This window comes from Desulforhopalus sp. IMCC35007 (assembly GCF_005116575.1).
Classification (GTDB): domain Bacteria; phylum Desulfobacterota; class Desulfobulbia; order Desulfobulbales; family Desulfocapsaceae; genus Desulforhopalus_A.
This window is the reverse complement of the sequence record NZ_SWCN01000016.1, coordinates 39,626-57,298: the sequence shown is the minus strand read 5'-3', so window position 1 is coordinate 57,298 and position 17,673 is coordinate 39,626. Positions and strand designations below refer to the sequence as shown.

Here is a 17,673-nt window from a genome sequence, read left to right as displayed (position 1 = left end):
ACAATGATTTCAGGCATATTTAGGAGTTCAGGCGGATCAGCCGTTGCCGATAAGGCGTTTGCATTTGCCAGGACAGCGAGTTCCGGCACGATGGTCTTCACGGATGAAAACCTTCTGCTTTTTGACGCTGCAGACCCGGATAAACTTGGTCAATATCCATGTGAAGTTGCAAGGGACGAACAGGCCCAGACAACGGTTCTTTTTTGTGGCAGATTGTACGATACAGATACTCTCCATGATTACACTGGAAAGATCGCAGATAATTCTGCTGAGCTGGTTGCCGCTTTATATCGCAAGGAAAAGGAACAGTTCGTACAGCGACTCAACGGTACCTATGCGATTGCCATATACGACAGGAATGAGAAAAAACTGCTGCTATACAGAGACCGTTTCGGTGTTGAACCACTGTACTATCAGGACCAGCAGGGTTATCTCGCTTTTTCCTCCACGATCAAAGGAATAGCCGGGCTGACGGGACAACAGGGAGAGCTGAATAAACAGTCCGTCGCCAAGATTCTGCTTTTTAACTATAACCCCGGCTGTAACACCATTGTAGCGGGCGTTAAAAGTGTTCCTCCAGCACACTTTCTATCACAGCTGGAGGACCAGCAACCTGTTTTGCAGCGCTACTGGAATGTCAGCTTTGAACAATCCGCCATGACGGAGCAGGAGGTTAGAACCGAACTCCTCAATAAGCTTCGTTCCGCCGTAGGACGCTGCACAGGCAAGGACGAGAAGGCTGGGGTATTTCTCAGTGGAGGTATGGACTCAAGTACCGTCCTTGCTCTCTCGGGCGAGAGGAAAATGAAACTTGATACCTTCTCGTACAGATGCCGCGCCGCATCTTTTGACGAATCACATTACGCAAGAGCCATGTCAGATTTTGTCGGCACCAGTCATCATGAATGTGATTACGGCAGTGCCGAGGTGATGCTCATGCCTGAAGTCGTCAAGGGCATGAATGAACCTTTCTGCGATGTCGGCATTAATATTGCCACTTTTCTCCTGGGAAAAACCGCTGCTGCAAGCAATGCATCACTCATTATGACCGGCGATGGAGGGGATGAACTCTTTGGTGGGCATCCTGTCTATGAGGCGGATAAAATTGCGGCATATGCCGACGCGCTGCCAGGTTTTCTCCTTAAACCTGTTCTTTCACTCTGCAAAAAATTACCGGATTCCGATCAGAAAAAAAGTCTGCCGGTTAAGCTCAAAAGATTTGCAGAGAGTATGAGCTACCCGCGCGAGTTGCTGTCTCATCGATGGAGAATTTATTACGATGCAGCAGAACTGACTGCTTTGGCTACCCCCTCATTTCAGGGGGATGCCCAGTGGCAGAGTTTACTTGGCGACATTCTCACCATCAACAGTGAAGTCAAGCAGTGGGATATGCTGTCAAAAAGCCTGTACAGCGACTACCAGACCGTTGTTGACTTCTACCTGAGACGAAATGATCTGGTCCGTCGTTTTGGCCTGGAAATACGCTACCCGCTCCTCGACCATGAACTGGTCGAATTTTGTGCCTCCATGCCAACAAACATGAAAATTAAAGATTGGTTTGACACAAAATATATCTTTAAAAAAACCATGGAAGGCGTGCTTCCCAATACAATTATCTACCGTAAAGACAAGCTCGGACACTCCATTCCTCTGAAGAACTGGATCCGTGACGAGAAAGCAGTACGGGAAATGATCCTCGATCATCTATCAGAAGAAACGGTACTCAGAAGAGGAATGTTTAATCCTGGCTATATCGCGACTCTGGTTAACGACCACCTCTCCAAAAAACGCAACAATTCACATCGCCTCTGGACCCTTGCTGTGCTGGAAATGTGGATGCGGGAACATATGAACTAAAAAATCTGATCTTGCTGATGGCTCGTCTTACCGGTACTCGCATATCGGTAGCGGTAAGACTGAGAATTTACAAGAAAAAAAACGAAGTATGAGCAAATGTGCTGGCTCCTGCATGGTCAATTAGATATACCTCTGGAGATTTTAACCCAGCTGCCTGAGCTCTCTCGTCATGGTCGAAAGTGACACCGGGCCCTGAGCTGTTATGAGCACATCATCTTCAATCCGTACCCCGTTTTGGCCCGGAAGGTAGATGCCCGGCTCCACCGTATAGGTCATACCTACTTCAAGGAGCTGGCCATTGCCCTGACGCATGTAGGGATCTTCATGGCATTCAAGACCGATACCATGGCCTGTTCTGTGGGTAAAATATTGCCCGTACCCACCCTTTTCGATCACCTCACGGGTCTGTCGGTCCACTTCCTCGCATGCCACTCCAACACCACCTGCCAGACGGCCTGCTCTGTTTGCCCTATGAACAAGACCATATATTTCTTTTTCTGTGGCCCCCGTATCCCCTATGCCAAAGGTTCTGGTAAGATCCGAGGCGTAGCCATTCCAACAGGCTCCCCAATCGATAATAAGCAGATCTCCATTCATGAACTTCCTCGAAGATGGGGTCGAGTGTGGATTGGCGCCATTGGGACCTGCTGCCACAATGGGTGAAAACGGCAGGGAATTTTCTGACCCATATCGCATGAGCTGTAAAAACAGTTCTGAGGCTATTTCCTTTTCGTCAACCCCTACTTTCACAAGAGGCAGGGTCGCTTCGAGTGCATCTTCGGCAATTTTTACCGCTTTTTGCATACATGCGATTTCCTCCTCACCTTTCACTGCCCGAAGTGCAGCAAGAACGGGTGTGCCATCGACAAAATCGGCGGCGACCGCCTGTTTCAACAGCTCATACTCAAGAACCCGGAGTTGTCTTGGCTCAATACCAATTTTCTGCTTTCCAAGATTCATATCCTGTAATGCCTCGCAAAACACCTGCCGCCAGGAATCTGGGTTTTCACCATAGGAAAATACCTCTGCATCAAATTGCAGCTGGTTCAGTTTTGTTTTTTCCAGTTGCGGTAGAATAATCACCGGTTTTCCCTCGCATGGAAAGACAATGACCACCGGTCTCTCCATAAGGTGAAAATGAAGTCCCGTCAGATAGGTAAGACTTGGGCCTGCATTGACCGCAATAGCTGCAAGCGCATGCTCATCCATAAAGCGTGTCAGTTTTTCTCTACGCATAATTTTCACTAAAATAAAGTAAGAGTATCTCCCCAGCGCAGCTCTCAAGCCTCAGCTTATACAGCGGCGCTTAAGGCACCGATTACCGGCCCCGGATAAAGCCAGTCCATCCACTAAAGACAATCAAACAGCCGAAACAAACACTGCCGGCTGCTTGACTATATATCTACTACATCAGACCAAAAAATTGAGGAATAAAAAGAGAGAGTGATGGGAAAATAACCACAACCACAAGCGCGACCAGCATGGCAATAACCATGGGCCAGACTGCTTTAAACGTTTCTTCCAGTCGAATATCAGCCAGCTGGGTGGTAACATAAAGATTGACGGCCACAGGTGGGGTGAACTGGCCGATTGCAAGATTCAGGGTCATCATAACCCCAAACCATACCGGGTCCCAGCCATAATGCGCCATTATAGGAAGAAAAATTGGCAAAAAGATGTAAAAAATCGAAATGGCATCAATGAGCATTCCGCCAACAAAAATAAGCAGGTTAATGATAAACAGTACAACCCATTCGTTGCTGCTGATGCCCATAACAAGGCCTGCCAGAGAATCCAGTATGCCAACTGTTGACCCTGCCCAGGAAAATAGTCCGGCAAAGGCCACAATGAGCATTACAATTGCCGAGGCTTCACTGGCGTCGACTAAAATTTCATAAATTCTCTTGAAACTCAAGGTTCGATAAATAACAACTCCAAGAAAAAGACTGTAGAAAACTGCAACGACGGCAGCTTCTGTCGGAGTAAAGATTCCTCCATAAAGACCACCGAGAATGATAACCGGAGCAAGAAGACCCCAAAAAGCCTCAATAAATGAATCCTTAAGGCTTATCTCGTCTTCCCCCTCCTGTTCAGAGCCGTAGCCCCTCTTTCTGGCAATCCAGATTGCGGGGATGAGCAGTGACATTCCTGCCAGAAAGCCAGGTATGGCCCCCGCCGCAAAAAGTGCTGGTACGGAGGTGTTGGTTATTGCCCCATAAACAATCAGAGCAATAGATGGGGGGACAATGATGGCGGTCGAGCCCGCGGCTGCTATAAGGGCAGCACTGTAGCCCTTGCTGTATCCCTGGGCAAACATGGCGGGAATCAGAATCGCCCCGATGGCCGCTGAATCGGCAGGCCCTGAGCCGGAAACTCCCCCAAAAAAGACACAGACACCAATGGCTACGATGGCAAGGCCACCTCTCCGCCTGCCCACCAGGATGTTGGCAAATCTGATAATACGCTGGGAAATACCGCATCTTTCAAGAATAAACCCGGCAAGAATAAAAAGTGGGATGGCAAGCAGGGGGAATTTGGCAATCCCTGAAAAGAAATTCGGGGCAATAACCGCAGTTCCCAGATCAGCTCCCCAGATAACCAGAAAAGAAGGTACTGCAATGGCAATAGCAATGGGAACACCAAGAATCAACAGCGCAAAAAAGCCTATAAAAAGAGCAATACCCATTACAGTTGCTCCTTTATTTCCCTAAAACTTGCCTGGATAATTCTAAAAACAATCATAGAACAGCCAACGGGAATGCCGACGGTATAGTACCATTGCGGTATCCCAAGAGATTCAGAGGTAATTTCAAGAATTCGTTCATCGACGATCTGCAGATAACCTAAAAAACCAAGAGTAGTAAAAAGACCTATGCCCATACAAGGAATGAGAACCTTTAACGCCCGGCGAAGAGAACCGGGAAGCTTATCCTGGAAATAGAGCATGCTTAGGTGCTTGCGCCTTCTAAAAGCAGAAGAGGTGCCAAACATGGTCAGCCAGACCAGGGCATTGACTTCTAATTCCTCTGTAAAGGCCAGGGGATACTGAAAGACATATCTCGTGATAACGTTTGCAAAAGCAAAACAGGCCATGACAGCCAGCAGTGATGCTCCGAGCATTTCTTCGATATGCTCTATAATCCAGGTTAAATTAAACAACGTTTCCTCTCTTTGCGGTTCTATTGTCAGGTTATTTTTTTTGAATGGGAAGCACAAAATGCCCGGGATAATACCTCATCCCGGGAAATGAGCATTAGCGGGTCGTAGCAATGGCCGCTTCAGCTTTTTTAACGAGATCAGCTCCAATGACCTCTGTCCATTTTTCATACACTGCACTGGTTTTGGCCCTGAAGATATCACGGTCTGCCTGACTGAGCTCAACCACCTCCATACCATTTTCACGCAGAGTATCCAGAGCACTCAGGTCAGGTGCAATCAAACCTTTACGGACGATACCTCGCTGGGTCGTTGCCGCTTCCATGGCTGCCTGACGAATAATTTCCTGATCTTCAGGAGTAAAGCTTGCCATCACCTCATTATTAACGGTGAGCATCAGGGGGTCGATAACATAGCGCCAGATGGTTGCATACTTGTGGAACTGCCAGATTTTAACCGGAATTTCAATGGCTACGACTGGGTTTTCCTGACCATCAACGACTCCTTGCTGAAAAGCCACCTGAGCATCACCCCAATTCATATTCACAGGATTGGCCCCCAGTGCCTGCATGGTTTCTATAAAAATTGGCGTACCGACAACACGGATTTTTAAGCCTTCAAGATCCGCTGGCGTTTTTATAGACCGCTTTGAATTTGTAATTTCCCGAAATCCATTCTCACCCCAGGCAAGGACAGTAACGCCTTTCTGCTGGAGCATTTCTTCCAGTTCCTTCCCTGGCTGGCCTGTGATTACAGCATCAAGAGCTGTATAGTCTGGAAAAAAGAATGGAAGATTAAAGAGATTCAGAGGCTTAATGGTCGTTGACCAGTTGATGGTCGAGGCGAAACAAAAATCCGCAACACCCTGTCTATGCAACAGGAACTCATTGGTCTGTTTGCCGGCCATGAGTGCTGAAGAAGTGTAGACTTTTATGTTAATTCTGCCATCTGTCCGCTCACGGACGAGGTCCGCAAAGGCTGTGGCCCCTTCACCCCATGGAAGTTTGGGACCCACCACCACACTCATTTTATATTCATCTTTATACTTTGCCTGTGCAAATACAAGGCTTGGCAGTAATACCAGACATGCCATCAAAGTGAAAAGTGACAATCGTGTTTTCATACTTCCTCCAGAATTGTGTGTTTACGAAAAAATTGAGCTTCTCCAGGACAGTCATCGCACATTCGTGCTGTCATAACCTCAAAACCAGATCATAAATAAAGCAGATCCAGCTAAAAACCGTAGAAAATTAAGACCCAGGCATAATAGAGTATAAGGTCTATTCGGTCAACCAGTTGTGACAGGATAAAACACTGAAAAGTGTCAGCAGAAACTGCTGCAATCGCCATCAGACCATTCAGGGCACCATGGATCAGCTGTTAACACCGATATCTTTAAAAGATGTAAACCTGCTTTTTTCTACCTTTTCGGTAGCTCACCAAAATAAATCAGTTGAAAATTTGATTTTTCCATTAGCGCAGAGATATACTTCAACAGAATTCCTCTCTCAGATTTACCGTATAACCTTTGTCTTCAATTGAATGTAAAAATATAACCGAAGGAGCATCTATGCGCTGGAAAGATTCATCTATAAAAACCAAACTCTTCATAGGTTTTGGTCTTATCTTAATTTTCCTCACAATTATAGGGGGATTTAGCTGGTATGGTTTTCACACTTTCTCAGAAGAAATCGCCCATGAGAAGGCGCATATCGAGGTGATGAAAGAGATGGGGGAAAGAGAAATAGACCATCTTGTCTGGCAAGCTTCCATATCCAAACTCTTTATTGATGAAAACACTAATAGTCTCACAACCCAGGACGACCACACTAAATGCGGTCTCGGAAAATGGCTCTACGGGGAAGGACGTAAAACTGCTGAAAAAGACATCCCCGCAATTGCCAGGCTCATAAAAGAAATGGAAGCACCTCACCAGAGACTCCATGAAACCGTAACAGAGATGAAACAAGTCATCGCACAGAACAATGGCAACCGAGAGAATTTCCTCGCATCGGTAAGAGATATTTATAACAACAAAACCCTGCAAGAACTCGATACAGTAAGGGGTAAGTTACAATCAATCGCCTCAGAAGTTGATGGTGAAGTACTGGGCCTTCAACAACACATCGTCAATCTCTCCGGGAAGATGCAACAATTGATCGTTGTTCTTTTTGCCATTTCTCTTACCATTGGAATTGCTCTCAGCTTTTTCATAAGCCGGATGATCGTTAAAATCCTTGGTCAGGCGGTGAGTTTTTCGCAGAGAATGGCAGATGGAGATTTTTCACAGAAACTCGAGCTTCAACGTAAAGATGAATTTGGCGTCCTCGCCCAGGCACTCAACGAAATGAGCACTAAAGTAGGGAATATTATAGGGAAAATGAACGACGAAGTTGTAACACTTTCCTCCACCTCCAACGAATTGTCCGTCATCTCACAAAATATGACAGAGGGTGCAAACGAAGTTGCCAATCATTCCACCAGCGTGGCCGCCGCAACAGAGGAGATGAGTTCCAATATGAATACAGTAGCAGCCGCCAGTGAGCAGGCTTCTACAAACGTCAATATTGTGGCGACCGCCTCAGAAGAGGTTTCATCTTCCATCGACATCGTTGCAGGTAAAACCAAAGAAGCACGAGAAATCACCCACGATGCTGTAAATCTCGCCAGTAGTTCTCAGGAAAAGGTTGACGCTCTTGGCAACGCTGCCAACGAAATCAGCAAAGTTACTGAGGTCATAACCGAAATATCAGAGCAGACCAACCTGCTGGCACTCAATGCGACAATAGAAGCCGCGCGAGCGGGTGAAGCGGGGAAAGGCTTTGCAGTGGTCGCAAACGAAATAAAAGAGCTGGCCCGCCAGACCGCAGCTGCAACCGGTGAAATTCGTGCCAAAATTGATTCCATCCAATACTCAACTGGCGCGACTGTTACAGAAATTCGTCAAATTACTGCGGTTATCAATAAAGTGGATGCCATCGTCGCAGATATCGCTATCTCTGTTGAAGAACAGAGTGCCACGACCTCAGAGATTTCAGAAAACGTTCTCCAGGCCGCTCAAGGGATAAGTGAGGTGAACGAAAACGTTGCCCAAAGTTCAGCGGTAGCTGATAAAGTCGCAAAAGATATTGCAGATGTCAGTCAATCTGCATCGGCTCTTGCAAAAAATGGTGAAGACGTCGAGGAGAGTTCTAAAGAGCTGCAAACCGTTGCGAACCGTCTTCAAGCTATGATCAGCCAATTTAAGATCAATGTAAATAATGAAATGCCCGCTCAATCCACAGTACATATTCCGGACCTGATGCCGTGGGGAACCAACCTGATGATTGGAATCAAGCGTGTTGACGACCAGCACAAAATTCTGGTTCGTATGATCAACGATCTGCATAAAGCCATGAAAACACGGCAGGGAAAACCCGCTCTCGAAAAAATTATGGCTGAACTTGTCGACTACACAGTGATGCATTTTGGTATGGAGGAAAAAATCTTCGCTCAGTATGGATATGAGGAAGAAACACAACATAAGGCTATCCATAAAAAGCTTGTGGATCAGGTTCTGGATTACCAGAAAAGACTTATTGCGGGTGATCCCACAGTCTCTATTAACCTTATGACCTTCTTAAAAGATTGGCTCACCAGCCACATTAAGGGAATAGACACCAAGTACGTGCCGTTTATGAAAGAACACGGCATCAAGTAAGATTAGCCAGATACGAGTAATGCAGGTTCCGCTCCTCTCTTTAAGACCATGGTATGGGAATAAAGGGAGGAGAACAGAAGATTTCAAAACTTATGGGATGAGAACAATCTTCCCCCCATTGCCATCTTTCATGACCTGTACATGGGCTGCAGGAGCATCTTGTAGAGAAAACTCCCGGCTGATCTGGGGAGACAAGATCCCATCTGCCATCGCTTTTGCCAGACCATCATGAGTTACTGCCAGCTCTGCCCTGGTTGCATTAAAGAGTGCCAGCCCTCTGATGTCGCTTTCCTTGCCCATGGTGGCCCTGGGATCTATTTCAATACGCCCTCGACTTCCGATAATGACAACCCGGCCTCGCACAGCCAGCATATCCAGATCCTTTTCAAGATTTTTATTGGCCAGCATTTCCAAAATAAGATCAAAGCCTTTTCCGGAGGTTGCTTCCATCAGCACCTTTTCATAGCCGGGCGTATTATGATTACAAGAAAGTGCCCCAAGCTGTTCCACCATCCGACAACCTTCAGCCGACCCTGCTGTACCAAACACTTCCATTCCAGCAGCCCTGGCCAACTGCAGTGCCGCCTGACCAACAGAACCACTAGCCCCATGGATCAGTACCCGCTCCCCTGTTTTTGCTTCTCCACGGAGAAACAATCCCCGCCATGCTGTAGCCGCAGGAACACCTAATGCAGTCCCCTGAGCAAAAGAGATAGTCTCAGGTAAAAAAAACACATCATCGCTTTGGCAAATCGTTTTTTCTGCATAGGCCCCGGTAACTGTTGCAGCGCTGTACACCCGGTCTCCTGCTTTAAAACTGGTCACTCCTTCGCCACATGCTTCAATCGTACCAGAAACATTACCACCCGGCGTATACGGGAGTTGCGGTAATCTGGGGTAGGTCCCTGCACGGATATAGGTTTCAACGGGATTTACTCCAATCGCTTCGACTGCGATCAAAACCTCGCCTGCTCCTGGCGCTCTCAGCTCACAATCAAGGACCTTCATCACCTCAGGGGAGCCAAATTCTTTTACAACTATAGCTTTCACAGCACCCTCCATGTATAAAACTTTATATCGAATGTATTCTCGCCACGACCCAGAACAGCCTTCGATGAAGATGAATTGCTCTCCTCCTCACAATTACAGTCCTCCGGGTTCTCTACTGCTTGGCTTTCTTCCAGCTTTTTTCTTTGCCCTGAAGCAGCCGGCCAATATTTTCGTGGTGTTTGATCCAGATAAGCAGTGCCACCAGGAAGGCTGCCAGAATTGTCGTTTTTGATGCACCAAGGAAATACAGCCAGAACGGGATCAAGCCTGAAGCCAAAAGCGAACCAACGGAGACAAAACCGCTGAGAGCAACCGAAGCCACAAAGACAACAAGGCTGAGAACTATTGCAACAGGAGAAAGATAGAAGAATACCCCCAGCCCCGTGGCAACACCTTTGCCGCCTTTAAACTTGAGATATATGGGAAACATATGGCCGACAACAGCCATAACACCGGTGATTGCCATGACCATTTCCCTTGATTCACTTTCCGGAAGCACGTAAGAAACCAGAGCCATAGGTATAAATCCCTTCAAACAGTCGCAGACAAGCGTCAGAAACCCCAGCTTTTTGCCGAGCACCCGGCTGACATTCGTCGCACCAATGTTACGACTTCCTTCCTGACGAACATCGGCCCCAACCATTTTGCCAATGACCAGACCAAAAGGAATAGAGCCCAATAAATAGCCAATGACAGGAAATAATATTTGCATAATCGTTCAATAAAAAAAATTTCTCTAATACAACCTGATATCAACAACATGATCGATTGCAACACTCTGGAAACCAACACCCAACAATGGCCTTTTATTGTTGCCCACAAGCTTTAGTCCATAAAGTACTCCAGCGAATGAGAGACAGTTGAACAGGCCTGTTCAACTGTCTCTCATTCTTCCAACACACCGAACGGAAAGGATCTTCTTGATCACTCTTTTTCCCGCTGTTTTTCAAAATTCTTGCGTAAACGCAAGGCAACATCATCTCCACGATAAGAGACAAGAGTCACCGGACATTTTCGAAACATTCTCTCTGCCACAGATCCTGTAAAAATATGACTGAGGCTATTGCCCTTCACTCCCATGACAACCATGTCAACATTCCGATCAACGACCAGTTTCAATAATTCATTTGTTGGCTCACCCACGCAAAAGGTGTAGGTCACTTTATTATCTGCCAGAGTAAGGTCGGCAAGCAGCTTATCAAGTTCCTCCTTACGCTCTTTCTTAATGGTTTCAACGTAATGTGCGACATCTACCTTGTAACCGTACGAGGTGATTTTATCGACGGCTTCAAGGTCTCTTTCGTTGATGACATGCGCCACAATAAGTTCAGCTTCGCTAAATTTTGCCAATTCTGCGGCATAGTTCAAAATACCTTTCGAGTACTTTGTAAATGCGATCGGAACCAATATTTTTTGAACCATGAAGTAATCTCCAGTAAATTTTCATGCAAAAGGTGGTTCTGGTACGAAATTGGAAAAGCCTGTTTCGAATGATTTTACGACCTTCCCAGTTATATTTATACGACTGCTGCTTCGTGTTTTTTTACTCTGGCTTTCTGTAATCGCCAGACAAGAGCAAGAAGAAGTAATGCCGGGATAAACATAAGTTCTTTATTGGGTCGGTCCAATGGCATCTGGATACTTAAAATTTCCTGGTCAAAATCAATCTTAGCCTTTTTTGCAGGACTGCCAAAACCCACCATATCAACAAAGATCCGACCATCTTCATCTCTTGTCTCTATCCCGAGGCCACTGAGCTTCTCAGCGCCTGTCGGCTCATTACCTACAGCTAACATGACAGTCTTCTGATACTCGTCTCCCCTCATATTTTCGCCTTTCAGTTTCAACCGAAGCTGGGAGCCAGGCTCAAGCCTGTCAAGCACCTGAACCAGCTGCAGGGGAGATTCATCGGTAAGAGGTGGATATATTTCATCCCAGAAAAAACCTGGCCTGAAAAGAGTAAAGGCGATACACAGCAAAGCAATTGTTTCCCACCAACGAGACTTTGTCACAAACCAGCCTTGGGTCGCCGCGGCAAAGACCAGCATCGCAATAATGGCACCAACAACAACCACCACGAAGTGAAACCAATTATCGATACCGATCATCAACAGTTCGTTGTTAAAAATAAAAATAAAAGGCAGAATCGCTGTACGTATATCGTAGGCAAACCCCTGAATACCCGTACGAATCGGATCACCTCCCGAAATTCCTGCAGCAGCGAAAGCGGCAAGTCCCACCGGCGGGGTGTCATCTGCCAATATTCCAAAATAAAAAACAAAGAGATGGACCGCAATTAAAGGCACGATCAAACCATTCTGGGCACCCAAACTTACAATAACGGGCGCCATCAGAGTTGAAACAACGATGTAGTTTGCCGTAGTCGGCAAGCCCATTCCCAGGAGAAGACTGATGAAGGCGGTAAAAACAAGAATCAACATCAGGTTACCGCCGGAGATAAATTCCACAAACTCAGTCATAACCAGACCGATACCTGTAAGGGTAACCGTACCGACCACGATACCAGCCGTCGCTGTCGCAACTCCGATGCCAATCATGTTTCTGCCACCGGAAACCATTCCAAGTATCATCTCTTTCCAACCTCTGGAAAAACTGTACTCGCTTCCCTGAATTTTTCTAAAAAACCCTTTTAAAGGATGCTGAGTCAGGACAATGACTATAAGCAGCACAGTCGCATAAAAGGCAGAAAGTGCAGGGGAGAGTCTCTCTACTACCAGACACCACATCAAAACAACGATGGGTAGCAAGTAATAATATCCGGCCTGTGCTGTGGAACCAAGATCGGGGAGTTCTGTAATCTCTGTTGAAACCTCAAGATCGGGCACTTTGCAGGCAAGATAGATGAGCAGAAGATAGGCCACTGTCAATAACGCACAAATAATCCATATGGCTTTGTCACCTGCAAAGGTTTTTATCCAGCCGAGCCCGTAATAGGTCACGCCACCCATGACTATCAGGCTGAGAACAACAAAGACGAAAGTAAGAAGTGACTGCGCCAGGGTTTTGGTCTTCCTCTTTGGCAGCCCTTGAAGATCCATCTTACACGCTTCGAGATGAACGATATAAACAAGAGCAATATAGGAGATAATTGCTGGGAGAAAAGCATGCTTGATGACTTCAATGTAGGAGATACCTACATATTCAACCATCAAAAACGCTGCGGCCCCCATAACCGGAGGAGTGAGCTGCCCGTTCGTTGAGGAAGCGACTTCAACGGCCCCTGCTTTTTCGGCTGAAAAACCGACTTTTTTCATAAGGGGGATGGTAAAGGTTCCTGTGGTTACCACATTAGCAATAGAAGACCCGGAAACAAGGCCGGTCAGAGCAGAAGAGACCACCGCCGCCTTGGCAGGCCCCCCTTTCAAGTGACCAAGGCCCGCAAAGGCTGTCCTGATAAAATAGTTTCCAGCACCAGCTGCCTCAAGCAGAGAACCGAAGAGGACAAACATAAAGACCATCCCCGTCGACACCCCAAGCGCCACGCCATAGACACCTTCTGTTGTCAGCCAGTAGTGGGACATTCCCTTTACCAGGCTGGCTCCCTGGTGGGCGATAACCTCGGGCATATAAGGCCCGGCAAAGGTATAGATGATAAACACGGTCGCGACAATCATGAGCGGTGGCCCAAGAGCCCTTCGTGTCGCCTCCAACAAGAGGATAAGCCCCATTACCGACACAACAAGATCTATGGTCGTTGGTCTTCCTGGTCGTTCTGCCAGCCCTGCATAAAATATAAAAATATACCCGGCACAAAACGCTGCGATAAAGGCTACCACCCAATCCTGATACGGAATATGTTTTCTTGGAGATGATTTAAATGTAGGAAATGCTGTATAGGCCAGAAAAACTGCAAAAGCCAGATGAATAGAACGGGCTTCAGTGTCATTAATGACAAAAATATTCAGCATAAAAGGTAAAGGAGATGCATACCAGAGCTGAAAAAGTGTCCAGACCAAAGGAACAAAAAATAATACATTCCTCGAAATCGCTCCCTGGGGATTACGCCCACCAGTATCAACTTCTGCGACCAGGTCCTCCACCAGATCTCCAGGGACCGGGTTTTCTGTGGCTTTTGTCATATCTACCTCTTCTCCTGTGAATATCTGAACAATTAGGTTAAATAACTGTAGCAGGCTCTTCCCGCCTCACAGTCTTTTCGACTCTATTCGAGATCGTTTCCGCTGCACTTCAAATAAAAAAACACATATTATTTTATATCGTTAAGCTATTAGCAAAGTTGAAAAACCTGTGCTCCGCAACTCAATGCTAACATAGGAAGGGAAATAATTTGACCCTGGTATACGCATGCAAGTTCACCTTTTTTCCCTAAAAATGTCAAGCTTTTTGAGCATTTGGACAGGAATTTATGGCTTCAGGCAGCTCGCTTTCCTGTTACCTGAACCCCAGTCCGATAACCGACCGTTCCTGCAGATAGCCCATCAACCATTCTACTTTGCTGTTAACATATGCTCATATTATGCTTATCCTCTGTATGCGTGGCAGAAAAAATACTGTTGTGGTACATTGTTTTCGTTTTTTAAACAATTAACATCCAATCAAATATACGTGAATTAAGAGTAAAATGAGTATTCTAAAAATATATGAGTACCCCGAGCCGGTACTGCGCCAGGAAACAAAAAAGATCACCGAATTTGATGAGAATCTAACCCAGCTCGTAAACGACATGGGAGAAACCATGTACGATGCACCGGGGATTGGACTTGCAGCACCGCAGGTTGGAAAGTCTGTTAAGTTGATTATTGTGGACACCTCAAAGGACCGTGAAGAAAAAAAAGAATTCATGGCCATGGTTAATCCGGAAATCATTAGCCATGAAGGAAAACAGCTTGATGAGGAGGGATGCCTCAGCGTTCCAGAACTCACCGCAAACGTCAACCGCTACAAAAGGATCACAGTTGCTTATCAGGACCTTCAGGGAACACCACATGAGCTGACAACAGAGGATCGATTCGCTGTCGTTTTACAGCATGAAATAGATCATCTCAATGGTATTCTTTTTCTTGATCACCTGAGTAGCCTGAAAAGAAACCTCTATAAGAAAAAAGTTAAAAAATGGCTTAAACAGTAAGAGGAGAAAAATGTCGATGCAACCGCTACGCATTATTTTCATGGGTACGCCTGATTTTGCAGCAGCAACACTCCAAGCGCTCATTGATGGTCCCGATGAAGTTGTCGCAGTTGTTACTCAGCCAGACAGAGCCAAAGGAAGAGGTAAAAAACTCACCCCTCCGCCAACTAAAATTATTGCCGAAAAAGCGGGAATACCTGTTCTTCAGCCCACAAAAATAAAAACAGAAGAATTTAAAAACGGACTACTTACTTACCAGCCCGATCTGTTTGTCGTCGCTGCCTATGGCCGAATTCTACCTCCTTCAATACTAGGCCTTGCCCCCATGGGCTGCATAAATGTGCACGGTTCCCTTCTCCCAAAATACCGCGGTGCCGCACCTATCCAGTGGGCAGTTATCAATCGGGATAAAGAAGTTGGTGTTACCATCATTCAGATGGACGAAGGTATGGACACCGGTGACATACTTCTCAAAAGTTCCATAATCACAGAGCCTGACGAGACTGCAGGCTCTCTCTTTACCAAACTTGCACAACTTGGCAGTACCACGCTTTTAAAGGCTGTCAAGGGCCTCAAAGAGGGAACGGTAATCCCAATACCTCAGGACCACTCAGAGGCAACCCATGCACCGATGTTTAAAAAAGACGATGGCTGTATAGACTGGCACAAAGATGCGGAACAGCTCGAAGGACTTATCCGTGGCCTTGATCCCTGGCCAACCGCATTTTGTTTTTTAAACGGCAAACGGTTGCGCTTGTTCAGTCCGGAAGTCGTTTACAAAGACTCTGATTTTGATCCAGGAGTAGTCATCCAGGCCGACAAACGTGGCATTCTGGTATCCTGCGAAACCAATTGCCTGCAGATCCGCGAAATACAACCGGAAGGCAAAAAGCGCATGCCGGTGGATGCCTTTCTCTGCGGTTGCAGCATCCCACCCGGAACTCAACTCACCTAAACGCCGACCAGACACTTAATATTCTATGACACCTAAAACAGCCTATCTGGACTGCTTCTCCGGTATCAGCGGAGATATGCTCCTCGGTGCCCTGATTCACTGCGGCCTGGAAAAAAAAATTCTTGTTGAAGAACTTGAAAAACTCCAACTGCCCGGCATGGATATTTCTTTTATGGAGCACAAGGAGTGTTCCATAAATGCATGCAAAGTATCCATAGACCAAACAAAACGGCAGGACCTGCGCACACTGCCTGCAATCGAAAAACTGTTGAAAGCAAGTGAACTCAGCACCGCAGTTATCGATCGATCCCTGAAAATTTTTAACCTGCTTGGCCTGGCCGAGGCAAAGGTTCACGGGATAGCAATAGACAAGGTTCATTTCCATGAAGTGGGGGCACTCGATACTATTATCGATATAGTCGGTGCGGTTGTTGGCTTTGAACAGCTGGGGATTGCCAGAGTGGTCTGCTCACCTTTGCCAAGCGGACATGGCTTTGTCGAGTGTGACCATGGCATGCTGCCGCTCCCTGCTCCCGCGGTTTGTGAGCTGCTGAGCGGGCTGCCGACCTATGGCGTTGACCTGCAGCAGGAACTGGTCACCCCAACTGGAGCGGCACTCATCCGCGGCCTTTGTGACGATTTTGGAGCTACGCCCCCCATGACTGTGGAAAAAACCGGCTATGGTGCCGGAAGCCAGAAACTTGCGAATGGCCAACCTAATCTGCTCCGCTTAATCCTGGGTACTGAACTGAATGTAGCTGAAAAACAAACGGTTGAAGTCATAGAAACCAACCTTGATGACTGGAGGAGTGAAGGCTTTCCCTATCTCACGGAGCTCCTTTTTAGAAGAGGTGCACTCGACGTCACTCTTACTCCAATACTGATGAAAAAAGGTCGTCCCGGATATACTCTCCAGGTCATCACCTCCCCTGCCTACAGACAACAGATCCAGGAAACCATCTTCAGTGAGACCTCGGCAATTGGTGTTCGGTTCCGGACAGAATCCAGACGGACTCTGCAACGAAGGCCTGTGACTGTTGAGACCCCCTGGGGAAAAATTATGGCAAAAGAGGTCATCGGCACAGACAGGGTTACAATCTATCCGGAATATGAGGAGTGTCGTAAAATTGCAGATACATATAAAGTATCCCTTCAGGAAGTATATCACGAAGTTCAGACATACAGGGGTGGTAAAAAATGAACCAGTTCATCATGGCAATTGCCACCGGACTCTATGCCGGTAAGATGAAAAAGGCACCGGGCACCTGGGGTTCTCTCGCGGCATTTGTACCCTGGTTTTTTCTCAAGGATCTTTCTCTTACCAGCTACCTGGTCATGCTTGTCTGCGTTTTTGTTCTCGGCTTTTTCGTTTCCGGTTCTGCCGAAAAAATTCTCGATACCCCAGATGCCGGCTGTATCGTCATCGACGAGATTCTGGGCATGTTTATCACCCTGCTCGCGGCACCCGCCCATCCCATCGCCTGGCTCTTAGGTTTTGCCCTGTTTCGGCTCTTTGATATCTTCAAGCCTTTTCCGGTATCCTGGTTTGATCAGCGCATTCATGGCGGCATTGGTATCATGATGGACGATGTTGTCGCAGGTATTTACGCACTCATCTGCCTGCAGGTTCTCTGGAGAACTGGCGGTTTCCTTCTGGCATAGATCTGCAAAGGATGATTCCTCCTTTTGAAAGGCAAAAAAAAGCCCCCTGTCTCTATCAAGAAAAGACAGGGGGCTTTTTGGGTAGCGGGCTTTATAGGTTATCTGTTTTTTCCAGTACAACCACCGACAATTTATAGGTGGCAACGATCAGAACAACCCAGCCTATGAGCAACACTGCATTCA

The 17,673-nt window shown here is 46.7% G+C and carries 14 protein-coding genes; 6 read left to right on the top strand and 8 right to left on the bottom strand.

Annotated elements, in window-relative coordinates; translation table 11 throughout:
* Positions 1–3 precede the first annotated feature (3 nt).
* Entirely contained in the window at positions 4–1,857 is a 1,854-nt protein-coding gene (asnB, locus tag FCL48_RS16390) for an asparagine synthase (glutamine-hydrolyzing) (protein WP_136873584.1), read from the top strand.
* A gap of 141 nt (positions 1,858–1,998) precedes the next feature.
* Here asnB and FCL48_RS16385 read toward each other — a convergent pair whose 3' ends face one another.
* From FCL48_RS16385 to FCL48_RS16370, 4 genes are all read right to left on the bottom strand, one after another.
* Positions 1,999–3,093, bottom strand: coding sequence for a Xaa-Pro peptidase family protein (locus FCL48_RS16385; protein ID WP_136873582.1), 1,095 nt, complete (start codon positions 3,091–3,093; stop codon positions 1,999–2,001).
* A gap of 169 nt (positions 3,094–3,262) precedes the next feature.
* Entirely contained in the window at positions 3,263–4,543 is a 1,281-nt protein-coding gene (locus tag FCL48_RS16380) for a TRAP transporter large permease (protein ID WP_136873580.1), read from the bottom strand.
* A complete protein-coding gene (locus FCL48_RS16375) occupies positions 4,543–5,016 on the bottom strand; it encodes a TRAP transporter small permease (protein ID WP_136873578.1) in 474 nt (157 codons plus the stop codon). The genes FCL48_RS16380 and FCL48_RS16375 overlap by 1 nt, the downstream gene beginning before the upstream one ends.
* Positions 5,017–5,110: 94 nt before the next feature.
* Positions 5,111–6,136: a DctP family TRAP transporter solute-binding subunit gene (locus FCL48_RS16370; protein ID WP_136873576.1), complete on the bottom strand. Its 1,026-nt coding sequence runs from the start codon at positions 6,134–6,136 to the stop codon at positions 5,111–5,113.
* 447 nt (positions 6,137–6,583) lie between these two features.
* On the opposite strand from FCL48_RS16370, the gene FCL48_RS16365 reads away from it, so the two are divergent.
* Positions 6,584–8,713: a bacteriohemerythrin gene (locus FCL48_RS16365; protein ID WP_136873574.1), complete on the top strand. Its 2,130-nt coding sequence runs from the start codon at positions 6,584–6,586 to the stop codon at positions 8,711–8,713.
* A gap of 90 nt (positions 8,714–8,803) precedes the next feature.
* On the opposite strand, the gene FCL48_RS16360 is transcribed toward FCL48_RS16365, so the two are convergent.
* The 4 genes from FCL48_RS16360 to FCL48_RS16345 form a co-directional block, all read right to left on the bottom strand.
* Entirely contained in the window at positions 8,804–9,763 is a 960-nt protein-coding gene (locus FCL48_RS16360; RefSeq protein WP_136873572.1) for an NADPH:quinone reductase, read from the bottom strand.
* 112 nt (positions 9,764–9,875) lie between these two features.
* The gene (plsY, locus tag FCL48_RS16355) at positions 9,876–10,475 is read right to left on the bottom strand and encodes a glycerol-3-phosphate 1-O-acyltransferase PlsY (RefSeq protein ID WP_136873570.1); all 600 of its coding nucleotides are present in this window, start codon (positions 10,473–10,475) and stop codon (positions 9,876–9,878) included.
* Between the two features lie 212 nt (positions 10,476–10,687).
* Positions 10,688–11,185, bottom strand: coding sequence for a universal stress protein (locus FCL48_RS16350; RefSeq protein ID WP_136873568.1), 498 nt, complete (start codon positions 11,183–11,185; stop codon positions 10,688–10,690).
* 95 nt (positions 11,186–11,280) lie between these two features.
* A complete protein-coding gene (locus FCL48_RS16345; protein WP_136873566.1) occupies positions 11,281–13,863 on the bottom strand; it encodes a TRAP transporter permease in 2,583 nt (860 codons plus the stop codon).
* Between the two features lie 503 nt (positions 13,864–14,366).
* Between FCL48_RS16345 and def the strand changes: the two genes are divergently transcribed.
* The 4 genes from def to FCL48_RS16325 are packed head-to-tail and all read left to right on the top strand — an operon-like array spanning position 14,367 to position 17,490.
* Positions 14,367–14,873 carry a peptide deformylase gene (def, locus tag FCL48_RS16340; RefSeq protein ID WP_136873564.1) on the top strand — a complete coding sequence of 169 codons (507 nt, stop codon included), beginning with the start codon at positions 14,367–14,369 and terminating at the stop codon, positions 14,871–14,873.
* Between the two features lie 16 nt (positions 14,874–14,889).
* Positions 14,890–15,828 carry a methionyl-tRNA formyltransferase gene (fmt, locus tag FCL48_RS16335; RefSeq protein ID WP_240744865.1) on the top strand — a complete coding sequence of 313 codons (939 nt, stop codon included), beginning with the start codon at positions 14,890–14,892 and terminating at the stop codon, positions 15,826–15,828.
* A 25-nt stretch (positions 15,829–15,853) separates the two neighbouring features.
* Complete coding sequence (larC, locus tag FCL48_RS16330; protein WP_136873560.1) at positions 15,854–17,029, top strand: nickel pincer cofactor biosynthesis protein LarC; 1,176 nt, start codon at positions 15,854–15,856, stop codon at positions 17,027–17,029.
* Positions 17,026–17,490 (top strand): phosphatidylglycerophosphatase A, encoded by a 465-nt coding sequence (locus tag FCL48_RS16325; protein WP_136873558.1) that lies wholly within the window; start codon positions 17,026–17,028, stop codon positions 17,488–17,490. The genes larC and FCL48_RS16325 overlap by 4 nt, the downstream gene beginning before the upstream one ends.
* Positions 17,491–17,673 lie beyond the last annotated feature (183 nt).